The organism is Pseudomonas sp. NFACC56-3 (assembly GCF_900100025.1).
Lineage (GTDB): Bacteria > Pseudomonadota > Gammaproteobacteria > Pseudomonadales > Pseudomonadaceae > Aquipseudomonas > Aquipseudomonas fluorescens_AA.
In genome coordinates this window covers 126,683-150,305 of sequence record NZ_FMTK01000003.1, presented here as the reverse complement: position 1 = coordinate 150,305, position 23,623 = coordinate 126,683, and the positions used below count along the sequence as shown (strand labels likewise).

The 23,623-nt window shown below is 56.9% G+C and carries 25 protein-coding genes; 13 read left to right on the top strand and 12 right to left on the bottom strand.

Annotation, left to right across the window (positions count from 1 at the left end; genetic code table 11):
• Positions 1-10: 10 nt before the first annotated feature.
• From BLO80_RS05935 to BLO80_RS05925, 3 genes are read right to left on the bottom strand one after another with little or no spacing between them, the layout of a single operon-like run.
• On the bottom strand, positions 11-877 hold the full coding sequence (locus BLO80_RS05935; RefSeq protein ID WP_030142069.1) for a carbohydrate ABC transporter permease: 867 nt from the start codon (positions 875-877) through the stop codon (positions 11-13).
• Positions 874-1,983: an ABC transporter ATP-binding protein gene (locus BLO80_RS05930; RefSeq protein ID WP_092327241.1), complete on the bottom strand. Its 1,110-nt coding sequence runs from the start codon at positions 1,981-1,983 to the stop codon at positions 874-876. The genes BLO80_RS05935 and BLO80_RS05930 overlap by 4 nt, the downstream gene beginning before the upstream one ends.
• A complete protein-coding gene (locus BLO80_RS05925) occupies positions 1,983-3,077 on the bottom strand; it encodes an ABC transporter ATP-binding protein (RefSeq protein WP_072406974.1) in 1,095 nt (364 codons plus the stop codon). The genes BLO80_RS05930 and BLO80_RS05925 overlap by 1 nt, the downstream gene beginning before the upstream one ends.
• Positions 3,078-3,500: 423 nt before the next feature.
• On the opposite strand from BLO80_RS05925, the gene BLO80_RS05920 reads away from it, so the two are divergent.
• Positions 3,501-5,345, top strand: a complete 1,845-nt coding sequence (locus tag BLO80_RS05920; RefSeq protein WP_092327240.1) for a sigma-54-dependent Fis family transcriptional regulator — start codon at positions 3,501-3,503, stop codon at positions 5,343-5,345.
• 211 nt (positions 5,346-5,556) lie between these two features.
• Here the strand turns inward: BLO80_RS05920 and BLO80_RS05915 are convergent, their stop codons facing one another.
• On the bottom strand, positions 5,557-6,060 hold the full coding sequence (locus BLO80_RS05915; protein WP_092327238.1) for an anti-virulence regulator CigR family protein: 504 nt from the start codon (positions 6,058-6,060) through the stop codon (positions 5,557-5,559).
• Between the two features lie 509 nt (positions 6,061-6,569).
• Between BLO80_RS05915 and BLO80_RS05910 the strand changes: the two genes are divergently transcribed.
• From BLO80_RS05910 to BLO80_RS05880, 7 genes are all read left to right on the top strand, one after another.
• Entirely contained in the window at positions 6,570-8,108 is a 1,539-nt protein-coding gene (locus tag BLO80_RS05910) for a class I adenylate-forming enzyme family protein (RefSeq protein WP_092327237.1), read from the top strand.
• Positions 8,109-8,126: 18 nt separating this feature from the next.
• Complete coding sequence (locus BLO80_RS05905) at positions 8,127-9,158, top strand: hypothetical protein (RefSeq protein WP_092327235.1); 1,032 nt, start codon at positions 8,127-8,129, stop codon at positions 9,156-9,158.
• Positions 9,151-10,335, top strand: coding sequence for an acyl-CoA dehydrogenase family protein (locus BLO80_RS05900; protein ID WP_092327234.1), 1,185 nt, complete (start codon positions 9,151-9,153; stop codon positions 10,333-10,335). Before BLO80_RS05905 ends, BLO80_RS05900 begins: the two co-directional genes overlap by 8 nt.
• Before the next feature lie 19 nt (positions 10,336-10,354).
• Positions 10,355-10,741, top strand: a complete 387-nt coding sequence (locus tag BLO80_RS05895) for an ectoine synthase (RefSeq protein WP_092327232.1) — start codon at positions 10,355-10,357, stop codon at positions 10,739-10,741.
• Between the two features lie 39 nt (positions 10,742-10,780).
• Positions 10,781-11,992, top strand: coding sequence for an MFS transporter (locus BLO80_RS05890; protein ID WP_092327231.1), 1,212 nt, complete (start codon positions 10,781-10,783; stop codon positions 11,990-11,992).
• Positions 11,993-12,279: 287 nt separating this feature from the next.
• Positions 12,280-12,480, top strand: coding sequence for a hypothetical protein (locus BLO80_RS05885; protein WP_092327229.1), 201 nt, complete (start codon positions 12,280-12,282; stop codon positions 12,478-12,480).
• 184 nt (positions 12,481-12,664) lie between these two features.
• Positions 12,665-13,993 (top strand): hypothetical protein, encoded by a 1,329-nt coding sequence (locus BLO80_RS05880; RefSeq protein WP_092327228.1) that lies wholly within the window; start codon positions 12,665-12,667, stop codon positions 13,991-13,993.
• An 81-nt stretch (positions 13,994-14,074) separates the two neighbouring features.
• On the opposite strand, the gene BLO80_RS05875 is transcribed toward BLO80_RS05880, so the two are convergent.
• Together BLO80_RS05875 and BLO80_RS05870 are read right to left on the bottom strand one after the other, a co-directional pair.
• Complete coding sequence (locus BLO80_RS05875) at positions 14,075-14,383, bottom strand: AzlD family protein (RefSeq protein ID WP_092327226.1); 309 nt, start codon at positions 14,381-14,383, stop codon at positions 14,075-14,077.
• Entirely contained in the window at positions 14,380-15,090 is a 711-nt protein-coding gene (locus tag BLO80_RS05870; protein WP_092327225.1) for an AzlC family ABC transporter permease, read from the bottom strand. Before BLO80_RS05870 ends, BLO80_RS05875 begins: the two co-directional genes overlap by 4 nt.
• A 204-nt stretch (positions 15,091-15,294) precedes the next feature.
• Between BLO80_RS05870 and BLO80_RS05865 the strand changes: the two genes are divergently transcribed.
• On the top strand, positions 15,295-15,723 hold the full coding sequence (locus BLO80_RS05865) for an HD domain-containing protein (protein ID WP_092327223.1): 429 nt from the start codon (positions 15,295-15,297) through the stop codon (positions 15,721-15,723).
• Between the two features lie 220 nt (positions 15,724-15,943).
• Positions 15,944-16,372, top strand: coding sequence for a DUF2628 domain-containing protein (locus tag BLO80_RS05860; RefSeq protein ID WP_072406990.1), 429 nt, complete (start codon positions 15,944-15,946; stop codon positions 16,370-16,372).
• Between the two features lie 100 nt (positions 16,373-16,472).
• Here BLO80_RS05860 and BLO80_RS29840 read toward each other — a convergent pair whose 3' ends face one another.
• The 3 genes from BLO80_RS29840 to BLO80_RS05845 all read right to left on the bottom strand — a co-directional run bounded on the left by BLO80_RS29840 (position 16,473) and on the right by BLO80_RS05845 (position 18,437).
• The gene (locus BLO80_RS29840; protein WP_175459459.1) at positions 16,473-16,625 is read right to left on the bottom strand and encodes a hypothetical protein; all 153 of its coding nucleotides are present in this window, start codon (positions 16,623-16,625) and stop codon (positions 16,473-16,475) included.
• Between the two features lie 526 nt (positions 16,626-17,151).
• Positions 17,152-17,757, bottom strand: coding sequence for a hypothetical protein (locus BLO80_RS05850; RefSeq protein ID WP_092327220.1), 606 nt, complete (start codon positions 17,755-17,757; stop codon positions 17,152-17,154).
• Between the two features lie 8 nt (positions 17,758-17,765).
• On the bottom strand, positions 17,766-18,437 hold the full coding sequence (locus tag BLO80_RS05845; RefSeq protein ID WP_092327218.1) for a hypothetical protein: 672 nt from the start codon (positions 18,435-18,437) through the stop codon (positions 17,766-17,768).
• A 164-nt stretch (positions 18,438-18,601) separates the two neighbouring features.
• Here BLO80_RS05845 and BLO80_RS05840 point away from each other — a divergent pair, with 164 nt between their 5' ends.
• Positions 18,602-19,045 (top strand): hypothetical protein, encoded by a 444-nt coding sequence (locus tag BLO80_RS05840; RefSeq protein WP_092327217.1) that lies wholly within the window; start codon positions 18,602-18,604, stop codon positions 19,043-19,045.
• A gap of 31 nt (positions 19,046-19,076) precedes the next feature.
• On the opposite strand, the gene BLO80_RS05835 is transcribed toward BLO80_RS05840, so the two are convergent.
• Positions 19,077-19,526, bottom strand: coding sequence for a PACE efflux transporter (locus BLO80_RS05835; RefSeq protein ID WP_092327215.1), 450 nt, complete (start codon positions 19,524-19,526; stop codon positions 19,077-19,079).
• A gap of 105 nt (positions 19,527-19,631) precedes the next feature.
• On the opposite strand from BLO80_RS05835, the gene BLO80_RS05830 reads away from it, so the two are divergent.
• Positions 19,632-20,516 (top strand): LysR substrate-binding domain-containing protein, encoded by an 885-nt coding sequence (locus tag BLO80_RS05830; protein WP_092327214.1) that lies wholly within the window; start codon positions 19,632-19,634, stop codon positions 20,514-20,516.
• A 147-nt stretch (positions 20,517-20,663) separates the two neighbouring features.
• Here BLO80_RS05830 and BLO80_RS05825 read toward each other — a convergent pair whose 3' ends face one another.
• Entirely contained in the window at positions 20,664-20,876 is a 213-nt protein-coding gene (locus tag BLO80_RS05825) for a hypothetical protein (protein ID WP_092327212.1), read from the bottom strand.
• Positions 20,877-21,171: 295 nt separating this feature from the next.
• On the opposite strand from BLO80_RS05825, the gene BLO80_RS05820 reads away from it, so the two are divergent.
• Positions 21,172-21,510: a YceK/YidQ family lipoprotein gene (locus BLO80_RS05820; RefSeq protein WP_092327210.1), complete on the top strand. Its 339-nt coding sequence runs from the start codon at positions 21,172-21,174 to the stop codon at positions 21,508-21,510.
• A 412-nt stretch (positions 21,511-21,922) separates the two neighbouring features.
• On the opposite strand, the gene BLO80_RS05810 is transcribed toward BLO80_RS05820, so the two are convergent.
• On the bottom strand, positions 21,923-22,705 hold the full coding sequence (locus BLO80_RS05810; RefSeq protein ID WP_092327576.1) for a hypothetical protein: 783 nt from the start codon (positions 22,703-22,705) through the stop codon (positions 21,923-21,925).
• Between the last annotated feature and the right edge of the window lie 918 nt (positions 22,706-23,623).

Genomic DNA, 23,623 nt, shown 5'->3' with positions numbered 1-23,623 from the left:
CGTGCGGGCCTCAACGGTTGGCGTCGGAGTGCGTCATGGCGGTATAGAACAGCCAGGACACCAACAGAATGATCAGGAAATACACCAGGGAAAACGCCGCCGCCGGGCCCAGGTCAAATTGGCCGATGGCCATCTGCGTCAGGGTCTGGCTGAGGAACGTGGTGGCGTTGCCCGGCCCGCCGCCGGTGAGTACGAACGGCTCGGTGTAGATCATGAAGCTGTCCATGAAACGCAGCATCACGGCGATCAGCAGCACGCTCTTCATCTTCGGCAACTGGATGTGACGGAACACGGCCCAGTTCGACGCCCGGTCGATCCGCGCGGCTTGGTAGTACACGTCGGGAATCGCTCGCAGCCCCGAATAACACAGCAGCGCCACCAACGAAGTCCAGTGCCAGACATCCATCACCAAAACGGTGACCCAGGCGTCCATGGTGTTGGCCGCGTAGTTGTAGTTGATGCCCAGGCCGTTGAGGGTCGAGCCCAGCAAACCGATGTCGGCGCGGCCGAAAATCTGCCAGATGGTGCCCACCACGTTCCACGGGATCAGCAGCGGAATCGCCAGGATGATCAGCACCAGGGACGACCATTTGCCCTTGGTCGGCATGGTCAGGGCGATGGCGATGCCGAGGGGAATTTCAATCAACAGCACGCACGCCGAGTAGATGAACTGGCGCAACAGCGAGTCATGCAGCCGCGGGTCGAGCAGCACCTGCTTGTACCAGTCGGCACCGACGAAGTAGCGGCTGGATTGGTCGAAGATGTCCTGCACCGAATAGTTGACCACGGTCATCATCGGAATCACGGCGCTGAAGGCCACCAGCAGGAACACCGGCAATACCAGCCACCAGGCCTTGTTGTTCTGCACCTTGTTCATGGCTGCACCTCGCTCAACGGTTCCAGCAGGTATTCATCGGCATAGACCATCAGCCATTGGACCGGAAAACTGATGTACGCCGTGCCTTCCGGCACCGGCTTGTCTTCGGCCAGGCGGACCTTCAGCGGTGCGCCATCGAGGTTGAGGGTCAGGATCTTGTAGGTGCCCAGGTCTTCGACGTGCACCACATCAGCCCGCATCGCGTCGTCGTAGGGGCCCTCCCAGACATGCACGAACTCGGGTCGGATACCGACCTTCAGGCTTTTGCCTTTGGCTTCGGCGACACGACGTTGCAAGGTTTCCGACAGCGGCAAGTGGGTCGAGGCGAAACCGACACCGCCGGGCTGCGCCGTGACCTCGATCAGGTTCATCCCCGGGCTGCCGATGAAGTAGCCGACAAAGGTGTGGCTCGGACGCTCGAACAAGTCCCGGGGCGTGCCGAACTGCACGATCTGGCCGCCGTACATCACCGCGATCTTGTCGGCGAACGTCGAAGCTTCCAACTGGTCGTGGGTGACGTAGACCATGGTGATGTTGAACTGCTCATGGATCTGCTTGAGCTTGCGCCGCAGTTTCCATTTCAGGTGCGGGTCGATCACCGTCAGTGGCTCGTCGAACAGGATCGCCGACACATCGTCGCGCACCAGCCCGCGGCCCATGGAGACTTTCTGCTTCTCATCGGCGGTGAGGTTGCGGGCCTTTTTGTCCAGCAGGTTCTGCAGGTCCAGGACCTCGGCGATTTCCTGCACCTTGGTGTGGATCCGCGCTTCGGCCATGCCCTGGTTGCGCAGCGGAAACGCCAGGTTGTCGAACACCGTCATGGTGTCGTACACCACCGGGAACTGGAACACCTGGGCGATGTTGCGGTGTTCCGGGGTCAGGTCGTTGACGACTTTGCTGTCGAACATCACCTGCCCTTCGGAAGGGCTGAGCAAGCCGGAAATGATGTTGAGCAAGGTGGACTTGCCGCAGCCCGAAGGTCCGAGCAGCGCATAGGCGCCGCCCTGCTCCCAGATGTGGTTCATCTCGCGGATCGCGTAATCCTCGGGGCCCGCCGGGGTGCTGGTGTAGCTGTGGGCGAGGTTCTGCAAACGAATTTCAGCCATCAGGCAACCCTCGCGATACGCTGCCCTGGGGCTTGGACCAGCTTGCCCTGGGCGTCGAAGACAAACAGTTTATGGGTCGGAATGTAGATGCGAATCGGCGCATCCACGTCGTACTCATGTACCCCTGGCAAGTGCAGCACCAGCAGGAAATGTTCGTTGCGCACGTGCAGGAACGTCTCCGAGCCGCTGATCTCGGCCACTTCGACGGTCACCGCCAGTTCGAGGTCGTCGTCGTTGCTCGGCACCAGGGAAATATGGCTGGGGCGCACGCCGAAACGGAACTCGCCCTCGCCCACCGGGCGCAGGTCGACGTTCAGCGGGAAGTGCACGAAATTGGCGAAGCTGACTTCATTGCCGGCGATACGACCCGGCATGAGGTTGATCGGCGGTTCGGAAAACAACTCGGCGGCCAGCACGGTTTGTGGCTGGTGATAGACAGAAGACGACTTGCCACTCTGAATCACCCGGCCCTCATGCAGGATCGTGGTGGTGCCGCCCAGGGCCAGCGCTTCGTTAGGCTCGGTGGTGGCGTAGACAGCGATGGTGTGGCGGGCCTGGAACAGCTCGCGCATTTCCTGGCGCAGCTCTTCACGCAGCTTGTAGTCCAGGTTCACCAAGGGCTCGTCGAACAGGATCAGTTCGGCGTCCTTGACCAGCGCCCGGGCCATGGCCGTGCGCTGCTGCTGGCCGCCGGACAACTCCAATGGATGACGTTTGAGGAATTTCTCGATCCGCAGCATCCTGGCGGTTTCCAGCACCTTGCTCTGGATGACTTCGTCGGACACACCGGCCTGGCGCAACGGCGAGGCGATGTTTTCGAAAACGGTCATGGTCGGGTAGTTGATGAACTGCTGGTAAACCATCGACACGTTGCGCAGCCGCACCGGGCGGTTAGTGACGTCGACGCCGTTCATCAGAATGCGGCCACTGTCGGGCTTGTCCAGACCGGCCATCAGGCGCATGAGGCTGGTCTTGCCGGACAGCGTGCGGCCCAACAGGACGTTGAAGGATCCGGGTTCGAAACTCAGATTGGCATCGTCGATCCAGGTCTGGCCTTCGACGGTGCGACAGATGTGCTCAAGCTTTAATGACATGGCTCGGCCTTTTTATTATTTGGAGTCAAGCGACCCGAGTTGCAAAGCGAAAGCCGTGCCAGAAATCACAAGCCATTGACCTGGCTTATTTTTTTTAAAAAAAGCCGAGAACAACACGTTCGCAGATGAACACAAGTGAACAGCCACAACTGAACAACTGAACAATTCACGGGTTGACAATGAACAATTTTGAACAACACTGAATGAACGTTTTCGGTTAGCCTGAATTCGATCCCTGTGGGAGCGGGCTTGCTCGCGAAGGCGGTGTGTCAGTCAGTACAAATGTCGGCTGTCACGGCGCTTTCGCGAGCAAGCCCGCTCCCACATGGTCTGTGTATTACGTGCTATTCAGGCTTGCCCCAGCACAAGGAGTCTGTGCGAGACTTGCCACAACAATAAAAACAGCACCTGCGAGAGTGCCCCATGGCCGCACCTGCACCAGCCTTGTCCCACGAGGCCATCATCCAGGCCTCCTGGTCCCGTTGCCGCGCCTTTGGCCTGAATCACCAGAGCGCGCCGGCCTTCGATCAGTTGCCCGCCCAAGGCATCGCCCAGTTGCTGGAGAGCCAGCATTCGCTGGTGCAGACCACCCATCAGGAAGTCTTGCCGTATTACGAGAACATCCTGAGCAACTCCAATTGCCTGATCATGCTGGCCGACAACCAGGGCCAGGTGTTGACCTCCTGGGGCACCCAGCGCTTCATCGAGCCGAAACTGGCCCATGGCTTCAGCGCCGGGGCGAGCTGGATGGAGCGTTGCACCGGCACCAACGCCATCGGCACCGCGTTGGCCTGCGAACAGGCAGTGCACATCGAGCACGATGAACACTTCCTCAAGGCCAACCGCTTCATGACCGGCTCCGCCGCGCCGATCTTCGACGCCGAGCGCAAGGTCATCGCCGTGTTGGACGTCTCCAGCGACAGCTACCTGCCGCCATCCCACACCCTGGGCATGGTCAAGATGATGAGCCAGACCGTGGAGAACCGGCTGATCCTCAACCTGTTTCGCGGTGAACACTTCCAGCTGACCTTCAACACCGGCTTGAACAACCTCGACAGCCAATGGGCCGGGCTGCTGATCTTCGATGAGAGCGGCCAGGTGCTTTCCGCCAACCGCCGGGCCGACAACCTGCTGGGCCTGAGCCTGTCACGGGTGAGCATTGAAAGCCTGTTCAAGGTTTCGCTGCTGGAACTGCTGAACCAACCCGACGGCCTGCCGTTCGCCCTGCAAGCGTCTGGCAGCAATCGATTCCAGTGCTTGCTCAGGCGCCCGAGCCAGGTGTCGATCAGGGCACGGGTCTTCACCGAAGCGACGCCTGCGCCAGCCCCCGCCAGCAACGTCATCAGCCTCAATACCCTGCACTTCGGTGACAGCCGTGTGGAAAAAGCCGTGCGCCAGGCCGAGCGCTTGCTGGAGAAGGACATTCCGCTGCTGATCCATGGCGAGACCGGCGTCGGCAAGGAAGTGTTCGTCAAAGCCCTGCACCAGGCCAGCTCGCGCTGCAAACAGCCGTTCATAGCCGTCAACTGCGCGGCGATCCCCGCCGAGCTGGTGGAATCTGAATTGTTCGGTTACGAAAAAGGCGCCTTCACCGGCGCCAACCAGAAAGGCAGCATCGGCCTGATCCGCAAGGCTGACCGCGGAACGCTGTTCCTCGACGAAATCGGCGACATGCCCCTGCCGACCCAGGCCCGACTGTTGCGGGTCTTGCAGGAGCGTTGCGTACAACCGGTGGGCAGCGCCGAGCTGTTCCCGGTAGACATCCGTATCATCTCCGCTACCAACCGCTCGCTGCGCGAACAGGTGCAACTGGGCCGGTTTCGCGAAGACTTGTACTACCGCATCGGCGGCCTGACCCTGGAACTGCCGCCCCTGCGCGAACGCAGCGACAAGCAGGCGCTGTTCAAACGCCTCTGGGAACACCACCGCGAACCGACCCAATGGGCCGGCCTGAGCCGTGAGGTCCTGGACCTGTTCGAACGCCATCCCTGGCCGGGCAACCTGCGACAGGTCAGCAGCGTGCTGCAAGTGGCCCTGGCGATGGCCGAGGAACAGCCAATCCGACCGGAGCACCTGCCCGACGACTTTTTTGTCGACTTGGAAATGGAGCCGGTGGAAACACCGGAGCCGCTGAGGGTGGATCTCAACGATGCCGAAGACCTGAACCGCCAATTGCAGGCCGTGGGCGGAAACATTTCACACCTGGCGCGACGGTTGGGCGTCAGCCGCAATACCCTGTACAAGCGCCTGCGACAACTTGAAAGTTGATACACCCCCTGTCCCACAAGGGCTTTGTGGTGAATGCCGATTGCGTGAACACCGCGACAACTGTGGGAGCGAGCTTGCTCGCGATAGCGTCCACTCAGCCAATGATGAAGTGACTGACACGACGCCATCGCGAGCAAGCTCGCTCCCACAGGAGGTTCGCTTCACTGACTGGCACCGCTGCAAAGAGGTGCCAGTCAGTTGGAACACCGGGTCAGTCGAACGCGCCATTGAGCACTTCGTAGATGATGCCGCTGGCGATCGCCACCAGGATCAGGTCCGTGCCGACCTGCTGCCATTCATAACCGTCATAGTGCGGCAAACGCCCCAGCAGTCGGCCATCAAGCTTCTTGGCGATGCCAGGAGGCAACGGCTTGCCTCGGGCCAGGTTTTTCTGGATGCCCGGCGGCAAGGGCGGGCCGGGGCTCCAATAATCGCGATGACCGCCGATCAGGCTGAGTACACCGCCGCGGTCAATGCTGGGACCGTTATGCCAATCGCCACCCGGGTCGCCCTTGCCACCCTGATTGCCTTTGTTGCCGGAATTCCCCTGCCCGCCCTTGTTGCCCTGCCCACCTTTACCTCCTTGCCCGTGGCCCTGGCCTTGATCGAATTGGGCGTTGCCCTTGCCGTTACCCGGGTCCGCCACGACAACCTCGGAAGCCGCCACCAGGGCAAGGCAAGTTAAAGCTGCAATCAACGAGCGTGATCTGAACATGGTAATGCTCTCAAGAAAGGGGATATCCCCCTGTCAATGTAGACGATCAGCACGGTCATCGGTTCGTGCCGCCGTAACCGCGGATACAAGGCCCACGCAAACGAGGCTACATTCAGTTTATAAATACTCGGGCCTACTGGGCTTCAAGAATATTCTTACTTAGGTCAAAGACTGATATTTAGGCAATTTCCCACACTTTCTGCGGACATCTAATATTGTCACAACACCGTGACAAAAACCTTGCGCCAGCTCGGCCCGGCAAGCTTGACAGTCAAACTTCTCAATGGAACTATCAGGCCGACTTCAAGCTACAGCTTCATCATGGATGGCAATAAAAACAACAAGGAGATCACGCTTATGCCGCCTCTCGGCGCCCCACTGCCTATCGCCTCTGAATACTCTTCTCGACCCTGCACTGGCGTGTATTTCTTCTCGCCGATAAGTATCGCCGTCCTGGTGAATCTTCGATTCAATTGAAACGACAGGCAGTTAATGCAAAGGGATCGCTGATGCCTCTTTTTCATCATTTCTTCGAAAACAATGCCCGTCTTACGCCTGGTAAATCAGCACTGGTCATCGATGGTGTCCACACTCGGTATGACACCCTGGAAAAGCGCGCCACATCGATCGCCGCTTTGCTGATCAAGTGCGGCGTCAAGCGTGGCGACCGTGTGGCCCTGTACTCGCGGATCAGCGCAGACTTGATCGCGGCTTTTCTGGGCGTATTGAAAATCGGCGCAATCACTGCCGCGACACACCCCACCTACAGCCGCAGCAAACTGCTCTATCAACTGGAGCACACCGATGCCCGGGTATTGCTCACCGATCGCTACGAGGATCCAGGGGTGCTGGCCTCGGCGGCGAATCTGGAGACGATCCTTGTGTTCGGTGCGCCCCAGGACCTCCCGGCAGACGCCCCCAGCCTTGCAAAAGCCTTGGAAGCACTGACGCCGGAGGACCTGGAAAAACCGCTTCCCGCTATCGACGAACGCCTGCCGACCTCGATCTTCTACACCTCCGGATCCACCTTCAACCCCAAGGGCGTGGTGGTCAACCACCCCATCATGATCGCGGCCGCGACCAGCGTCATCGATTACCTGGGCAATACCGCCAGCGATGTCATCCTCAGTTACTCGACCCTGGCTTCCGACTATGGCGTCTACAACATCATGATGCCGTTGTTCTTTGGCGGCACGGCCGTGATCGAAAGCCAACCCGCGAACTGTGCCGACGACGTGCTCGAAGTGATCAGGCGAGAACAGGTGACCGGCCTGCATGTCTTCCCACCGGTGTTTTTCCTGCTGGCCAGCATGGGCAAGCATTGGCAACGGCAATTACCCTCGCTTCGTTATATATCCAGCAGTGGCCAACCGCTTTATCCACGGCACATTCAACAAATAAGACAGGCACTTCCCAACGTCGATATCTTTTCCAACTACGGTCTTACCGAATGCAAGCGAGTCAGTTATCTGCCACCAGCCGATATTGCACAGTACCCTGGCTCGGTAGGCAAGCCGCTTAAAGGCGTGCAGGCCGTGATCGTCAACGAACATGACGAGCCGATTACAGAACCGGATGTGGTCGGCGAACTTCTGGTGAGCAGCGATTATTTGATGCTGGAATATTGGAAGATGCCTGAAGAGACAGCCAGGGCATTCAAATACAACTGTTTCGGCCGGGACAGGTATTACCGTACCGGCGACTTCTTCCGGAGGGATGCGCACGGTTATCTGTATTACGTCTGCCGGAAAGACGACCTGTTCGCGCGCAATCTGTGGAAAGTGAACCCACGGGAAATCGAACAATGCCTGGCGTCCCACCCTTCGGTCGCACAGGTCGTGGTGGTCCCCGTCGCCGACGAGTCCGCCGGGTTCGTCCCCAAGGCCTGCGTCGTGTTGGAAGCCGATTGCCAGGACACAACGGAGCAGGCGCTGCTGGAACACTGCCAGGCGTTACTGGACTGGCACATGGTACCGACCCAGTGTGTATTCATGGACACGTTGCCAAAAACCGACTCGGGAAAGATCACCGCCAAGGGACTGATCTGATATCAAGGAGCGATAAAAATGGACACCACCCCACCGGCCATTCCTTTCAGCCCGGACGAAGACCTGAAAAACAGCTCGATGCTGCATCTGGCCGATCACTTCCATCGCTTGGCCACCGGTGCGACCCAGGTTCCGGCGCAGTCGTTGACCAGCCATCTGCGGCACGCCATGGCCGATGCCGACGTCGTGGCCTACCACGACCGACTGGTGGCGGACGCCGGCCCGCTGTTCCTGCACTTTCTGGCGAGCGTTCCGTACATTCTCGAAGAGATGGCGAGAATCGGCGTCGCCCTCACGCGGCTCTCCCAGGCCCGGCAGGCTGATGAGCCTCGAACCTTCAGTTTTTTCGAGATCGATGCGTTTGATGGCAGCAACGGGCGCGCACTCGCTGCGCATTCCCAAGGCTTGATCAACACCTTCACCACCTCGCCCAACACAGCCAACCAAGCTCACTTCGACCGGTACGCCGACCCGACGCGTTCCCTGTTCTATCCCCAGTCCTTCCTGACCCTGCAACCCCGACTGTTCGCTGAAGCGCCTTACGGGCGATTCCGAGAAGGGTTCGATTACGTCTATGAAACCGCGGCCTTCCAGTTCTATAGCCGCGACCGCAAAGCCCAGGTCAATCACATCAAGCCCTTGCTGAAACCCGGTGCCCTGGTGTTTTTTCTGGAAAAGCTCAACCACGAGGATGTCGGGCAGTACCTGGAGCGCGAGCGGATGAAGGACAACGGTTTCAAGACGCGTTATTTCACCCAGGAAGAGATCGACTGGAAACGCCAGCAGATGCTGGAGCAGATGCAAAACGGCCAAGTGCTGATGCCCGAGCTCGTCGAAGCGCTGTCCAGTCATTTCAAATACGTCTACCTGCTGTGGAACAGTACGAATTTCTATGAGTTCGTTGCCACGGACGATGGGGCCCGACTCGAGCAATTCCTCAACGTACTGGGCCCGATCCACCAGCCTGAAGGGTTTTGCTTCGAGCCTTCGGCCATTGGCTATGTGACTCGCGCCCCGCTGCCGCGCGAAGAGGAGCGCGCCGATGCGTGACGAAAGCATGCACCGCCTCGGCGAGGCGAGCCGGCCAACGCCGGTGGAGCGGGTCCGACAACGCCTGGCGCACTGGCAGCAACGCGCGACCGAGGCCGAGCGGAATCGAACATTGAGCCAGGCGACGTTCGACGAATTGTTCGACGATGGCTTGCTTGAACTGGTCTCCCCTCGCCGTGAGCCCTTGGACGCGCCCGGCTGGCCCATGCTGATGGAAGCTTCGCGGCTGGCTGCCCGCGCCTGCGCCTCGACAGCCTGGATGATCAGCCTGGTGGGTGGACATGCCGCCATTGCAGGTCGCCTGAGCCAGGCATGCCAGCACCGCTTGTTCGAGAATGGTCGGCCGCAGCTATTCGCCTCCGCATCCGTCGGCCCTCACAGCCGGTTGTCGGCGGACGCGGACGGTATTCGGGTCAACGGCACCTGGCGCTTCAGCTCGGGGATCGGGCACGCCACCTGGCTGTTGCTCAACGCCCCCGTGACCGATCACGACGGCACACCCGGTCCGGAGCGGATGCTGGTGGTGGTGTCGACCCGCGATGTGGAGATACTGGACACGTGGGACACCTGCGGCATGGCGGCCACGGGCTCGCACGATGTGTTGTTGCGGGACGTCCTGGTGCCCGCCGAACAGGTGTTCCACCTTGAGGAGATCTTCGCCCATCGCATGAGCGAATTAGCCGGCGACTACCTGTACAGCGTGCCGATCGTGCCTTTTATCACCACGTCCCTTCTCGGGCCCGTGCTGGGCTGTGCCGAAGGGGCTTATGCCAGCCATCTCGAATCACTGAGACAGCAAAAAACCCCGTCCTCGGCCCCGGCCAGGGAACGGCTGGCCCACAGCGCCGCGCAATTGTCGGCCGCAACGGCCTTGTACACCACGCTGGTGTCCATGCTGCATGAGTCCGGCCTGGCGCGACGGCCGTTGTCCATGGACGAACTGCTACGGCTCAAGCGCGATCGCAGCTACGTGGCGCGGCTTTGCCTTCAAGCCATCCAGCGCCTGGTGGAACATGCGGGCGCCTCGTCCATGACCCGTGACAACTCGCTGCATCGTCATTGGCGCGACCTGCAGGCCATGGTGGCGCACCGCGATGTCCATTGGGACAGCGCCATGCTGGGCTACGCCGACTTTGTCGTCGATGCGCCGGCCTGCCCGACACTGATCACGCCGTAATATCACCCAGGAGACAGGTATGTTTGTTCGCAACAAATCCGACATCGAAAAAACCGCCCACTTCGTCGAGTGGGGAGCCGGCACCAGCCATCGGTTGCTGACCGAAAAAGACGGGATGGGCTACACCGTGTGCCATACCGTAGTGCGCGCCGGCACAGAGTCATTGCTGCACTATCGCAACCACCTCGAAGCCTGCTACTGCATTGCCGGTGAGGGTGAAGTCGAAGACATGGAGGGCAACGTGTACCCGATTCGCCCCGGCGATATCTACGTACTCGACCAGCATGACCGTCATTACCTGCGCGGCGGGAAAGACCAGGACCTGATCCTGGTCAGCGTCTTCAATCCCCCCCTCAAGGGCGACGAGCGACACAACCTGAATGACGCGTCCGGCTCTGCCTATTGAGCTTCAACCGGCTCCCCCGCTCCTCGACACGAGAACACCATGCGCAAGGATTACCTGGCTTTTTTCACCTCAATGTTCCTCTCCCGGCTGGCCGACCAGATACTGTTGTTCATCGTCCCGCTGATTGTGTTCCAGACCACCAATAGCGTTTCCTGGGCGGGCCTGGCCTTCTTCGTCGAGTCCCTGCCGCGCTACTTGTCGTTCCCGATTTGCGGCGCCCTGTGCGACAAGTTCTCGCCCATCCGCATCCTGCACATCAGCCAGGTCTATCGCGCCGCGGCGTGTGTCGCGGCAGTGGTCCTGTACGCGATCTTTGGCGGCATCTACTGGATCGTGGCCCTCTCGGCGTTGTGTGGCGTACTGACCACCCAGGGCATCATGGCCCGCGAAGTGGTGATGCCTTACATATTCAAGCACTACACCTACACCAAGACCCTGTCGTACTCGCAAATCGCCGACCAGACCGGCCTGGTGCTGGGCCCGTTGCTCGCCGCGCTGATGCTTGAGGTGTGGGCGTGGCACTGGGTGGTGCTGGCGATTGCCGGGCTGTTCCTGCTGGCGGACCTGGCGATGCTGTACTGGCAGCGCACCAGTTCGGTCACCCTGGAAACGTTCGAGCAGCATCACGACCTCTGGCTCAACCCGTTGCGCATCGCTTTCGGCCATATCCGCAACCTGGCGGAACTGAAGAAGGTCATCAGCCTGGCGGTGGGCGTCAACTTGATCATCGGTGTCACACTCGCCACTTCGGCGGCCATGGTCATCGGTCAATACAGCGCCGGCAAGGACTATTACGCCGGGGTGCAGGCGGCCGGTGCCGTGACCACCATCGTCATCCTGTTCTTCCTGGCGCGGGTCACGCTGCCCTTGAAATTGCTGGGTGCCCTGTCCTACACGTTGATTGCCGCCGGTGCATTCATCACCGCGTTCAGCCCCCATGCCTGGGGTTATGTGATCGGTTTCCTGCTGGTTGTCGGCTTCGACAAGATGTTCAACGTGTACATGCGCAGCATCCGCCAACAAGTCATTCCGCCCCAGGATTTTGGCAAGACCGTTGGCGTCATTACGCTGCTCAACAACTTGTCCCAACCGCTGGCAGGCCTGTTGGTCGCAGTGCTGGCCGCGCCGATCGGCACGCAACAGGTGATCCTGCTGCTGGCGTTCGCCACCAGCCTGATCGGCATCGCAGTGATCGTGGCATTTAAAAAAGCGACACCCGCGCCGGCAGCCTATGGCGTCGATCCGGAATGATCGAGGTTGACATCGAAGACGTGGACCGGCCCGGCACACACAATCGTTTCGAATGGGTCGGTTTGTATTATCAGTGACTTATTATTGAGGCATGGTTGCAACGTTGCGGCGTCGTACGCGTCTGCCTGGGTGCTTTCCCCGCCATTCGTCGCTTGTCGAACGTTACGGCCAACCGACGGCAAAGTCTGGCTTAGGGTTTGCACCGGCTTGCTCCAGCAGCCAAGAACGACGTAATTCTGACGCGGCGGCAAATCAATCAATGCTTGGTCAGCAAACGGAGATGTACCGTGTCAACTCTCAACGAAATCGCAGCGAACCACGCGAGAATGGCAAAGGCAAAGGAAGAAGAGTCGATGCGGCTGGGCGAGTTTCATGCGCAAGTACTGGGTAGCTTTGAACTGCCATCTGTTGAGGCGACACAGGAAGCGCCCCTGTTCTTCATGACTTCCGTTCTGGAGCACACGGAAGGCACTGGCTGCACGATCTGATTTTTCACTCCGGTGAAGGGACCGGAGAAGCACCTTCTGGAAAAACGTGTTCAGGATTTATGAACCGCATAAATCCTTTTCCTCGCCACTCATCAGATAAACTGCGCGACCTGTCAACTCTGACAGTAGCCGTGAACCGGATCGAGGCATGAAATGACGCCAGTACCCCAATGGAGATACAGGCGTGGACACCGACAACAGTAAAACAGAGAACTTAGCCTCCCCCCGAGCAGGCGAACTCGATCCCGAATTCAATAGAGGTGAGATCATCATTCTTCCCGGGACAGATGCCACCGATGTCGCAATCGGTCCAGGGAACAAGCTGTATATCGTGGGTGGCACCGCCCTCAACGACAGTAGCCAATACATCATTACTGCCCTCAATCCTGACGGTAGCGCCGATGAATCCTTCAATAACGGCGTACCCGTCACAAACACATTCGTACCTGATTCAACAAGCCTGGCAGAACAGGTTTACGTGTTACCCGATGGAAAAATCCTTGTACTTGGAAAAGTAATAATATCGCCTAATTTTCTTCGTAGTAATTTCGCATTGGCACGTTACCTGCCAAACGGCATGCTGGATCTTTCATTCGGCGTCAACGGCCACTCGGTTCCACTTCATGAAGACTTCAACGATCTCAGCATGGACAGCTACGATTTTGCGGCCGACTCCCCTGCGGCAAAATATCTTGAACCTGGCCAAACTTCGTTAGTTCTGCACGAAGGGCGCACTTACATTTCGGGATTTACTACAAGAGAAGGCAAAGGCTTGACACTGCTCATGTGTCTGGATGACTCAGGCAATCTCGTACAGGACTTCGGCAACAAGGGAGGAAGTATCATTGAGCATCCCAAGCCGTATCCCAATACTCACCATGTGAATGCACGGAGCATGCTGGTCACGGATCGCCATATCTACCTGGGAGGCCATATACAGATCAACCAAAGAAATTATATGGCATGGGTCAGGGTACACTTGAACGGGCAGCTCGACTTGGGCTTTGGCGCAGGTGGCTTTGTCTTTGATGTCAGCGATAAAGGCAGAGGAGCTTTCAACTCCATTGCATTAACAAACAACCGCACACTTGTCGGTGTCGGACACGGCAGGACCGCCGCCACTCGTCTTACGTCTCACGGGATGCTGGCAAGCCTCGATATGGAAGGCCAGGCAGATCCGAACTTCAATTACGGCGAGCCCATCTTGAGCATCATGAACAATAGCTCTGCATGGCACGCCTGTACGATTCAACAGGACGGACGCATCGTCACCTGTGGCAGCTCCAGGGATAATCCCGGGGAAACTAAAAATACCCTGATTGTTGGCCGTTATCAGCCCGATGGGACGTTCGATGCCAGCTTCGGCAAAAACCATGGCTGGACCGAGTATCCCATGAAGGACGAAATGCTCCTGTCAGCACTGACGGTACAGCGCGACCATGCCATCGTCGTAGTCGGTCGGTTTGTCGAGAGCCGCCGAGTACTTCCTTTCGCATTGCGATTGAAGGGGTGATATGGAAAAGAGCGTAGCGACTTCATAGGGAAATCATGAAAAGCTCACGACCGGGGCTTTCCACCCATGAAATCATAGGCATCAGAGGTGCCTCACCACAGCAGCTGCCAGTATGCCCGCCGCAATCGCCGGCAACGGTTTTTTCAGGACCAGCATGACAACTGCCGTGGTGAGCAACGCCAAGCGCGCGCCGTTATCACCTTTTACGGCCAGCGGAGCCAGCACTGCCACCAACACCGAGCCGGACATGGCCGTGATGAACTGCTGCACCCGATAGTTGATCGGCACGAAGGACATCACAAAAACACCGCCCCACCGAGTCGCCAATGTCACGGCGGCCATTATCAATACGACCAGCAAGGTGCCATACCCCGCCGTTTCAATATTCATTGTTTTTTCTCCATCCACAGTGCTCCCAGAATGCCCCCCGCCAAAGCCCCCACCACGACATGACTGTTAGCCGGTAAATACCAATAGGCCAACAGCGATGAGCAGGCCGCCACGGTCCAGATGATGAGCATGCGCAGGTTCTTTTTCCCGCCCACGACCATCGCCAACAAGAAACAGCCCATCACCATATCGAGCCCGAAACTGACCGGGTCCTCGATAGCGCTGCCAAAATGAAGCCCCAGCCAACTCCCCAGGATCCAAGTGACCCACAGTGCAATGCCACCACCAAATAAAATCCCCAGCCCCGGCTTGCCCTGACTGAACGCCTGCATCGCCATGGCCCAATTGGCGTCCGAGACAACCAGCATCACACCGTAGCGTTTGGCAACGGGTAACTCCCGCAACCACGGGTAAAGCGTAGCGCCCATCAACAAGTGCCGGGCGTTGATGGCGAAGACGGTGATCATCAGCGGAACCACCGGCACTTGCTGCCCCCACAGATCCAACGCGGCAAATTGAGAAGCGCCGGCAAAAACCAAGGTGCTCATGAGCACGGCTGACGTATCGCTCAAGCCCGTTTGCGCAGCCGCCAGGCCGAAAGCAACGCCGAACACGACGACAAAAAGAGCGAGGGGGATCAGTTGCTTGAAACCGTCGTAAATGTGCTTCAGCTTTAACTCATGCAAATGGGGTTGTTCGCTCGACAAAACATCGCCTCTTCTGGTTATTCACGGTGAAAAAGCTGGGAGTATGAAGCTGAATCTTCATGGCGAAAACTTCTTGGCGGACCTATATCCGTCAACTCGGCGAATCCTATCCGTCGTAAAGCCCGCGATGAGCGCGTACCGTGCCCCATTTCCCGATTCAAAATGGGCGTTATTCAAACTGCTACTACGTCATAGGTGAATACCATGAGCACCCTTGAAAAAGCGATATCGATTGCCGCGCTGGCCCATGAAGGGCAAGTGGATAAGGGCGGCGCTCCTTACATTTTGCACCCCCTGAAGGTCATGCTGCGCCTGGCCCATGACGAAGAGCGCATCGTGGCGGTGCTGCACGACGTGGTCGAAGACACCGCGACAACCCTCGCCGACCTGCGCAATGAAGGCTTCAGCGAAGCAATCCTGGGCGCCATCGACGCGCTCACCAAACGCGAAGGCGAGACTTACCAGGCCTTTATCGAGCGGGCTGCACGCGACCCGATCGCGCGCCGAGTGAAACTGGCTGACCTTGCGGAAAACAGCGATTTATCCCGCATAAGCGAGCCAAGCCAGAAAGACCTGGATCGAATTGAAAAGTACCGCAAGGCGACTGACTACCTGACGGCCTTGCAGCAGTAGGTGCCATTGAAACAAATAGAGTGAAGCGCGTCACAGACCAAGCGACCGCTCAAGCTGCCAATGCGGAATGTTCCACATCAACGGTCATAAAGCGGCAAAATAAACTCCCCGGACGACTCGCCCGAATCTTCGACAAAACCAACGTAACCAATGCTCTAGACCAGAGCACAGGATTTCTTGGAAGAAAGACAACTATTTATGGAAAACAGGAGCCTTGAAAATGAGTACGACTGAACAGGTACAAAGCACTGGCAAATACAGCGCCAAGTGGCAGGAACGCTTCGACTTCTTTGACACCTACGGTGCGCCAAACGACCCGCGCTACAAGGAAGCCGTCAAGACGCTGCCTGGCGTCAAGAAGAAAATCCTCATCAACGCCAACGTGATTGCGTTTTTCTTCGGCCCTATCTATTTGTTTGTCCTGGGCCTCTGGAAGAAAAACCTGGCCCTGCTGGGTATTTTCCTGGCGATCAATATTGCATTGAGCGTGATTTTCGCACTCATCGGCATGGAGTTTCCCCGTCCCTTGAGTACAGGCTTGAGCATCGCCATGTCGATGATGTACGCACTCATGGCCAACTACGCGTACTACCTCAAAGAAGTGAAAGGCGAGCAAGGCTGGAACCCGTTCAAAGGCATGCGTCTCTGATTGCAGGCTTGGGTCATCGAGAGCCCGCGCCTCATCATGAGTGTGCGGGCTTGTTGTTTCTGAGGATTAACAATTCTTGGGAAGCAGCATCAGCCGATGCTTAACTGCCCCGATGAGCCGAATGTTGTTTTTTTACACCATTTTTAGTCTTTCGCTCAAAATAGGCATGAGCAAACCACAGTGCCAGGGCAAAGCCGGCAAAGCCAAAAACAAATAGCAACACCTCTATTGCAGCACCTTCATGAGAAAACATTGTATTCACCTCATCCTTAAGTCGGTTGACCGAAAATTGCCACGCTTGAATTTTCTCGTAACAATCCAAACATTTTCAGGGTAGTCGCCAACAACCTGAGTGGCAACCCTTGACACGGCGTAAACCCCCGATCTAGACGAGTCGCCGACCAATGACACCCTGCCCCGGAGCGCCACTGCGTGATTTCATAGCGGTCGATCTACGCGCCGAAGGGACAAGGGCAATGCCAAGCCCGAGCCCGAATGGAAGCCGGGCTTGTCGATCAGGAAGAATTGGACGCAGAGCACCAGGGAGTTGCCCCCGCCTTACTCTTTGAAAAATTGCTAAACCGCCAACTAGCCGAACAACACCTCGTCGTGACCCACGATCAGCAAAACCGCCCTCCCTTCCAGAAAAGCGTCAGCACAGCACTAGAATCCATTCCCTTTTATTTCCAGTCTACGCATTCGATTGGAATCGGTTAATGACCATCGGGACCGCTAGTGCTGACGCTGGAGACAACCCACGCCAGACGCAATGCAGAGGCTTATAAACTCTTCTGATCAATCCCAGCCCATCCGAGCGATTGAGAGAACGACTCATCCATTACTACTTCCTGTATCGGAGACACGTTTTTATCGATACCAATCGTCCTGAATCTTAAAACGCTGCCCCTGAGCATCTGTTTAAGAATTGCCTTGGCTTTGTCCCCTCCAGTCACTGCGCAACCACCCAATATTTTGTAAATATTCAAACCCTGCGCCTGGGCTTGTCTTGTTAGCTCCGAACGTGGTCCCAATTCATATTCCAGAGATGGCTTCCCCAAGATCATAGGGGTCTCCTGAGACGAGATTGTCCATACCTCGTTCTGATCAATCCATATTTGAGCCGTTACGATCGGAATCCGAACATCTCCATTGGACATCAGTCCGACATAGATCTCCTCGCCCTCTTTACGTACAACTGGAAATATGTTCGAAATATTAAGAAACGAGTTACCCGCTGTGTAGTTTCCAGTCGTGACGATCAAACTGGTTCTTTTGGGGAATACTTCACTCTCACTGGATATCTTCCAGGCGGGCCCCGTCGTGCACCCGCTCAGAATCGCGATTGCGATCGCGATCGCGATCGCGACGACCATAGTCCGCTTCATACGGTCTCCTAAATCCAATTGTCGTAACGATTAAGCAGAATATTATCCATCTGCCTAAGGCTGATTTCCCGGCCAAGTTCTTCTTCAAACAGGCTACGAACGTGTATGTAAAAGCTTACGTAGGTTGCGTAATTTTTTGACATGCCCGCCGTGGTCGGAGCGAAAACCAGCCCCTCCTCATCCGCGATCCACTTCAACGCTTCCCTGGCTCGCGAATCAACCATTGGAAACAAAGTCGGATAATGGAAGTGCAGATACTTCGAAGCGAAGCTGCTTGCGTCCTTGTTAGTGACGGCACTGATGGCCTCGCAGAGCCGAGAATGCACCTTATCCACGGCGGTACAGACAGATCCGGCAAGCCTTTCCCCGACTGGAAGAAGGGACGCTTCCAAACCTACGTCTGAGCTGCAAATAGATTTAGCCAACCGCGAATAGAAGCCTCCTGTGGAGCCCTCATAGCCATCCTCCTCATCCTTGGTGCGACGCTCGACCGATGCCGCCAGGCTGCGACCAATGATCAGCGCCTTTGAAGCCACCTGCGCATGATCGGTATGGCTGGGATTTTCTCGCACGAAGTTGTAGAGCGCTTTGTTGGCCGGTATGAATATGCCACACCCTTGCTCCGTGCCGATAAACTCGTCAGTCAGATAATGGCGTTTTTCTTTTTGTAGAAATTGCATGCGTCTCTCCTTAGGTGAGCGCTAATCATGCCACCTAATCGCCACTACCTGGAGGGCTGCTGCCTTTCGAACGTACCGCCCGGTCCCCCACCTTGCGCCGAGAGGCTAACCCTTTCTTGGTGTAGCCTTTGCCGGACGATACTTTTCTACAGCAGGGAGAGCTGATGAAATTCCACCCACTTCGATTAGAAGCTCGAGACTTAAGCTTGGCCCTTTTTGCCGTCAGCCTCATGTTGCCAGCCATCAACACCCGAAACGAAGTATGGGAATTTGAGAGCGTCACCTACGGCTACGAAGCTCTTTGCTTCGGGTTTCTAGCACTATTGGGTGATAGTGCTGCTTGGTTGGCCAATCCCTTCTTCATCGTGGCATTTTTCTCACATAAGAGAGCGAGACGGCGCCTGATTAGCGCCTTGTGCGCCACGCTACTCGGTCTATCGTCGTACCTGTACACGAGCATGTGGAATGATGGCGACGGACGAGTAACGGTCACTGGCTACAGCTACGGATTCTATGTATGGCTGTCCTCTTTTTTATGGCTGGCACTATTAGCCGCTCGAACGACCAGAAGGGACAGCCAAGCAAGTGCCTGCCTGGATTCCCGTTAACGTTCCGCCCCTACAAATTCATACCACTGACTCAGCGGGCGCTAGAGACAGAACCCTGATCAGCCTGCGCCGAAAGCGGAACATCAAACATTCGATCGAACCCCCATTGAAAAACCAGCGCGTAAAAAAAGAAAAACATGAACAACCCCAGGTTGGTCACCAACGCCAGCCACAGGCTGATGCCCAACCATGCGCCAATCACTGGAGTGAGGATCAACGTCAAGCCGCCTTCAAATCCCAGGGAATGAATCAGTCGTCGCTTCCAGTTGCGATGACGGCTGGGTTGGCGTCGCTCCCACCACTCGAACAGGCCGTTGAAAAGCATGTTCCAGGCCAGCGCAACGGCAGAAATCACCAGCGACAGCAGGGTTGAATACCCCATCCCTTGTTCGTAGGTCAGCGCGAGCGCCGGGGCCACGAACAGCACACCGCCGGCTTCGTAGAGGATGGCCTGGAGGATTTTACGGGGCGTGCCTTGCATCGGTGGGCTCCTGAGCCGGGTTGGAAGACCACAGCCTGGCAAGTTGAGCCTCCGCGCACAATTGAGCTAAATTGAGCCACGCTCAACCTGAGTAACCTGCCCGCCATGTTCGCCAAACTGCCCCTCACCGCCTTGCGCGGCTTCGAGTCCGCCGCACGGCTGGGCAGCTTCAAGGCGGCGGCTCAGGAACTGAACGTCAGCCCGGCGGCGATCTCCCACCAAGTCAAAAGCCTTGAAGCCTTCCTTGGCGTGCGCCTGTTCGATCGCTCCAGTCAAAACGTGCGCCTGAGCGCCGACGGCGAGCGCCTTCACCCATACATGCACCGCGCCCTGCTCGATATCCAGCAGGGCCTGCAGATACTGTCGCCGACGTGTGCCGCGCAGTCCCTGGTGGTGAGCACAACGCCGGCGTTCGCCAGCCTGTGGCTGATACCTCGGCTCGGGGACTTTCATCGGTTGCACCCGGAGATCGACGTCAGGCTGCACAGCAGCAACGACGTGGTGGACCTGCGACGAGACGCCAGCATCGACCTGGCGATCCGCGCCCTGTTCAAGCCGGACCCACAGCTGTTCGAACAGCCTTTATTGGATGAGTACTTTGGCGTTTATTGCCGCCCCGGTTGGCAACCACCCGCGGCGGGCTCGCCTGTTGAACTGATCGACGTGCCATGGCTGAGCAGCGCGAACGTCGCAGTCGACTGGCCTGCATGGTGTGCCAAGGCCGGTACCCTCGGCTGGCTGGAGCGCGCGCGTTTGCGGCGCTATGACGAAGAACAGCATGCCCTGCAAGCGGCGATCGCCGGGCACGGGCTGGTGCTCGCCAGCAATGTGCTGGTTGCTGAGGCTGTTGCGCGTGGGGAGCTGGTTGATTATCGCCCTGAGGTTCGCTTGGCGGGTGCGCGGTATACCGTGGTGTGCGTGCCGGGGCGGGAGCGGCAAGTGGAGGTGCGGGCTTTTAGTCAGTGGTTGCTGGAGTTGAGTATTGGGTGAATCAGGCGTTCTTGAACAACCTGAATCAACCAATATGTGCCCTGTCTGGTTCAGGTATCTGCCTCTCGGATGACAGGACGCTCGGCGCTGCATGACACCTGAGCGGTTCTTCAGAAAGTGGATGACGGACCACGATTTCGAGTTCATCTAAGAAAGAGGTGGATCCGCCGTGAAATCCGTAGGGATATTGAGAAAGGAATGCCAAGCATCCACAGCGTCATGATGCCGCTGGGCGGCATCCTCCCAAAAAGGACCAGATACCTCTTTCGCAGAAACCAGCATCATCATTTTTATCGTTGCGGCATCCAGCTCTTTGAGAAGCTCATGGGATGTGGCCCTGAATTCTTCGAACGACGTCATTCCATTTACCTCGGGCGGTGCTCACCGCCATTGAGGAATAAACACTCCTCGAAGAATGGAGTCCCCCGGGCGGCAGTAATTCAAAAGGGTCAGACCACCGGTAAATTCATTGCGAGGCGATGCTCACCGCTTGCAGGGTCTCTACTCATTGGGCAAGAATCGAATGAGGATCATCGAGACCGCTTGCACCGGACGCAACCACTGTGTGAAGCCGGGGACATGCCAGTAAGCGCCGTCTTAAAGCGCAATGTCACGGTTTCGGCTAATCTTTGATTTTTGGCAAGGAGCCAATCTAATGAATTTCAGAACCGTTTGGGCGTTTCTCGTAGCCACGTCAGTTTCAGGCTGTGGAACCATCAATACCACCTTCCGCGACGACATCATCGCAAGCAACAAGCTGGCCAGTTGGAACTCGCACTGCGACTCGGTGCCAAGAATCTATAGTGGTGCTGTTTTTGATTACTGCACGCTTGATGCTGAACCTCGTCAAAGCACCGGCTTCGACGGACAGCCCTCCGCATCGCTCATTGCGCTGGATATGGGGCTGTCTGGGCTCGCTGACACGCTTGTTTTGCCCTACACGATTTACTTACAAAACAAGCACGGGGATATCAAAAAGGCGATTGTTGAATAGCTGTCCTTTGCCAGATATCGCACTTGTAAGCATTTAATCGTCCCGGGCTTAACTGGCTCCGCTTTTCATAAAAGGTCCAACGCAGAAAAAAATCTGTCCCCCTTCTCCCTCACGAAATCAGCCCTCATACATGCACTTATGGACAAGTAAGAGCCTTTCGAGACTGCTTCTTGGTCCACAGAAGACGACCGTTGATTCTTCCATCGGACCATGACTCGGTAACCAGAGCGCAATTGCCGCTCAGGTTCTCAACAAACGTCCTTGGATAACCTTCAGGCCTATCTCCACCCAGACGCATCCAATTTGGATCTGGCGAGGTCACTGATTGATAAGGCATGCAGGCAACCAGTGTGACCAGCGAGAGGGCCAAAACTACCTTTTTCATTTAAGTCTCAATAAATTCAGCAACAGACTAGATGCCATCGTCCGTGAAGGCGCCCAATGAGGGGCCGGGCAAAAAACGCGGAGTGTAGATTGATCGGATGCTTTCCCAGCGTGAGCCACGATGAGGACTTGCTGCAAGTGCCGCTATACAACCCACCTCAATCGGCGGAAACCAGAAAGTTGGTGACAGACCGCAATTTGAGTTCACGTGTAATCGGACCGCCTCATGATCGTGGTCGGCCCCTGTTTTCCTTGCATCCGCAGCCCGCAAGACCATTGTCGCGAGCGACGATGATGGAGTGGGGAAAGACTTAGATTTGAACTCATGCTCACTTTCCACTCCACTGTAATGCCCCCGTGGTGATGCTCGCTCCCTACGGGCTCGGCCAGTGAAGAAGGCACGGAAACGACGCAAGGGGTTTAAATTGGACCAGGCCATATCCAAGCGTGCCTGCACCATTTCATTTTTGGCCTGGACGATCTGCCCAGCCAAACTTAGCGCCCTTCTTTTGAACTCTCTGTGAAGCATCTGCTCCTCGGTCTCGTTTCCCAGAGGCTCAACCTTCATCTCGGAAAAAGTGAAAAGCGTTTTGTCGCTGAGCACGTAAAACGTGCCGAGACATTTTTGTATATTGCCCTGAAAGATAAAATCGACCGAACAGAACGCATGTTCGTCCATGTCTATGTAGTACAGCGGCTCACCCAGGAGATTTCGAACTTTTCCGTCCTGATGAATCCGGCCCAAGGGCGCCCCATCGCTGCCATTGCCTTTGAAGACCAGGTAGCGGCCGTTCGTATAGTTGTACGGCATTAGCGCTCCCAGTTTGCCGATTCGCTGCAACCATGATCCTTTCCCGCAACGCTATCAGAGAAAAGAGTAGATGCCTTGCGCTTTTGAATCTGTCGCAAATCTTATGCGTATCAATAGGCGCCTGCATTTATTCCGTTAGCATCAGCGCTGCTGCGAGTTCTAAAGATAATTATCTTCTGGTGCTTCGTGCTTAGCACTTGAAAAGTACATTGCACCGGGTACACCACCCTTCAACTGCGCTCCGGTTCATTGGAAAACGGAAGGGAGGATGACTTGTATCGGCAACCGTCAAAACCAGTGAGAATTTTATGAATCTACGCCGAAGCTCGTCGGCTGGAACGCTCATGCCTGCCCCATCGACTACTTGCATAACCCCGCCCGACACCCTGCTGTCAACCCGTAGCCACTCACACTGCCAGCCTGTCACCCACGTGAGATCTCGAATCTGATAGTCGCCGGTGGCGCTTTGGCATTGAGCGAGTTTCTTGTTGGAAAGGTCAAAGACAAAAAACAGGGGGCTTGGATAGCCGAGCATCTGAGTATCGTCAAGGCTCAGACCTTCTTTCAGGTTGATGGATGCTACAAGTGCTTTTGCCCGTCTCTTGCGCCATATCAAGTACCCTATGGCGAGGCAAAAAATAGAACAGGAAACCACGAAGAGCTGACGTCCCTCGACTGTAAGCTGATCGGGCCAAAACCGTACCACGCCCCACAAGAGTCCTATCGTCACAAGCCCCGATACCCAAGCGGCGGGGATCACTATACTGTTAGCGAGGTTAGCTCCGAGCGTCCTCAAACAGCTTTTCATAACTGTATCCTTATAGAAGAGCTCGCAGGTTATCACTCACAGAGCGCTAACTTATAAGACTTGACCCGCAATGCGTAGGTACGTGCCTTGGCAGGGCTTCGTTGGCTTGG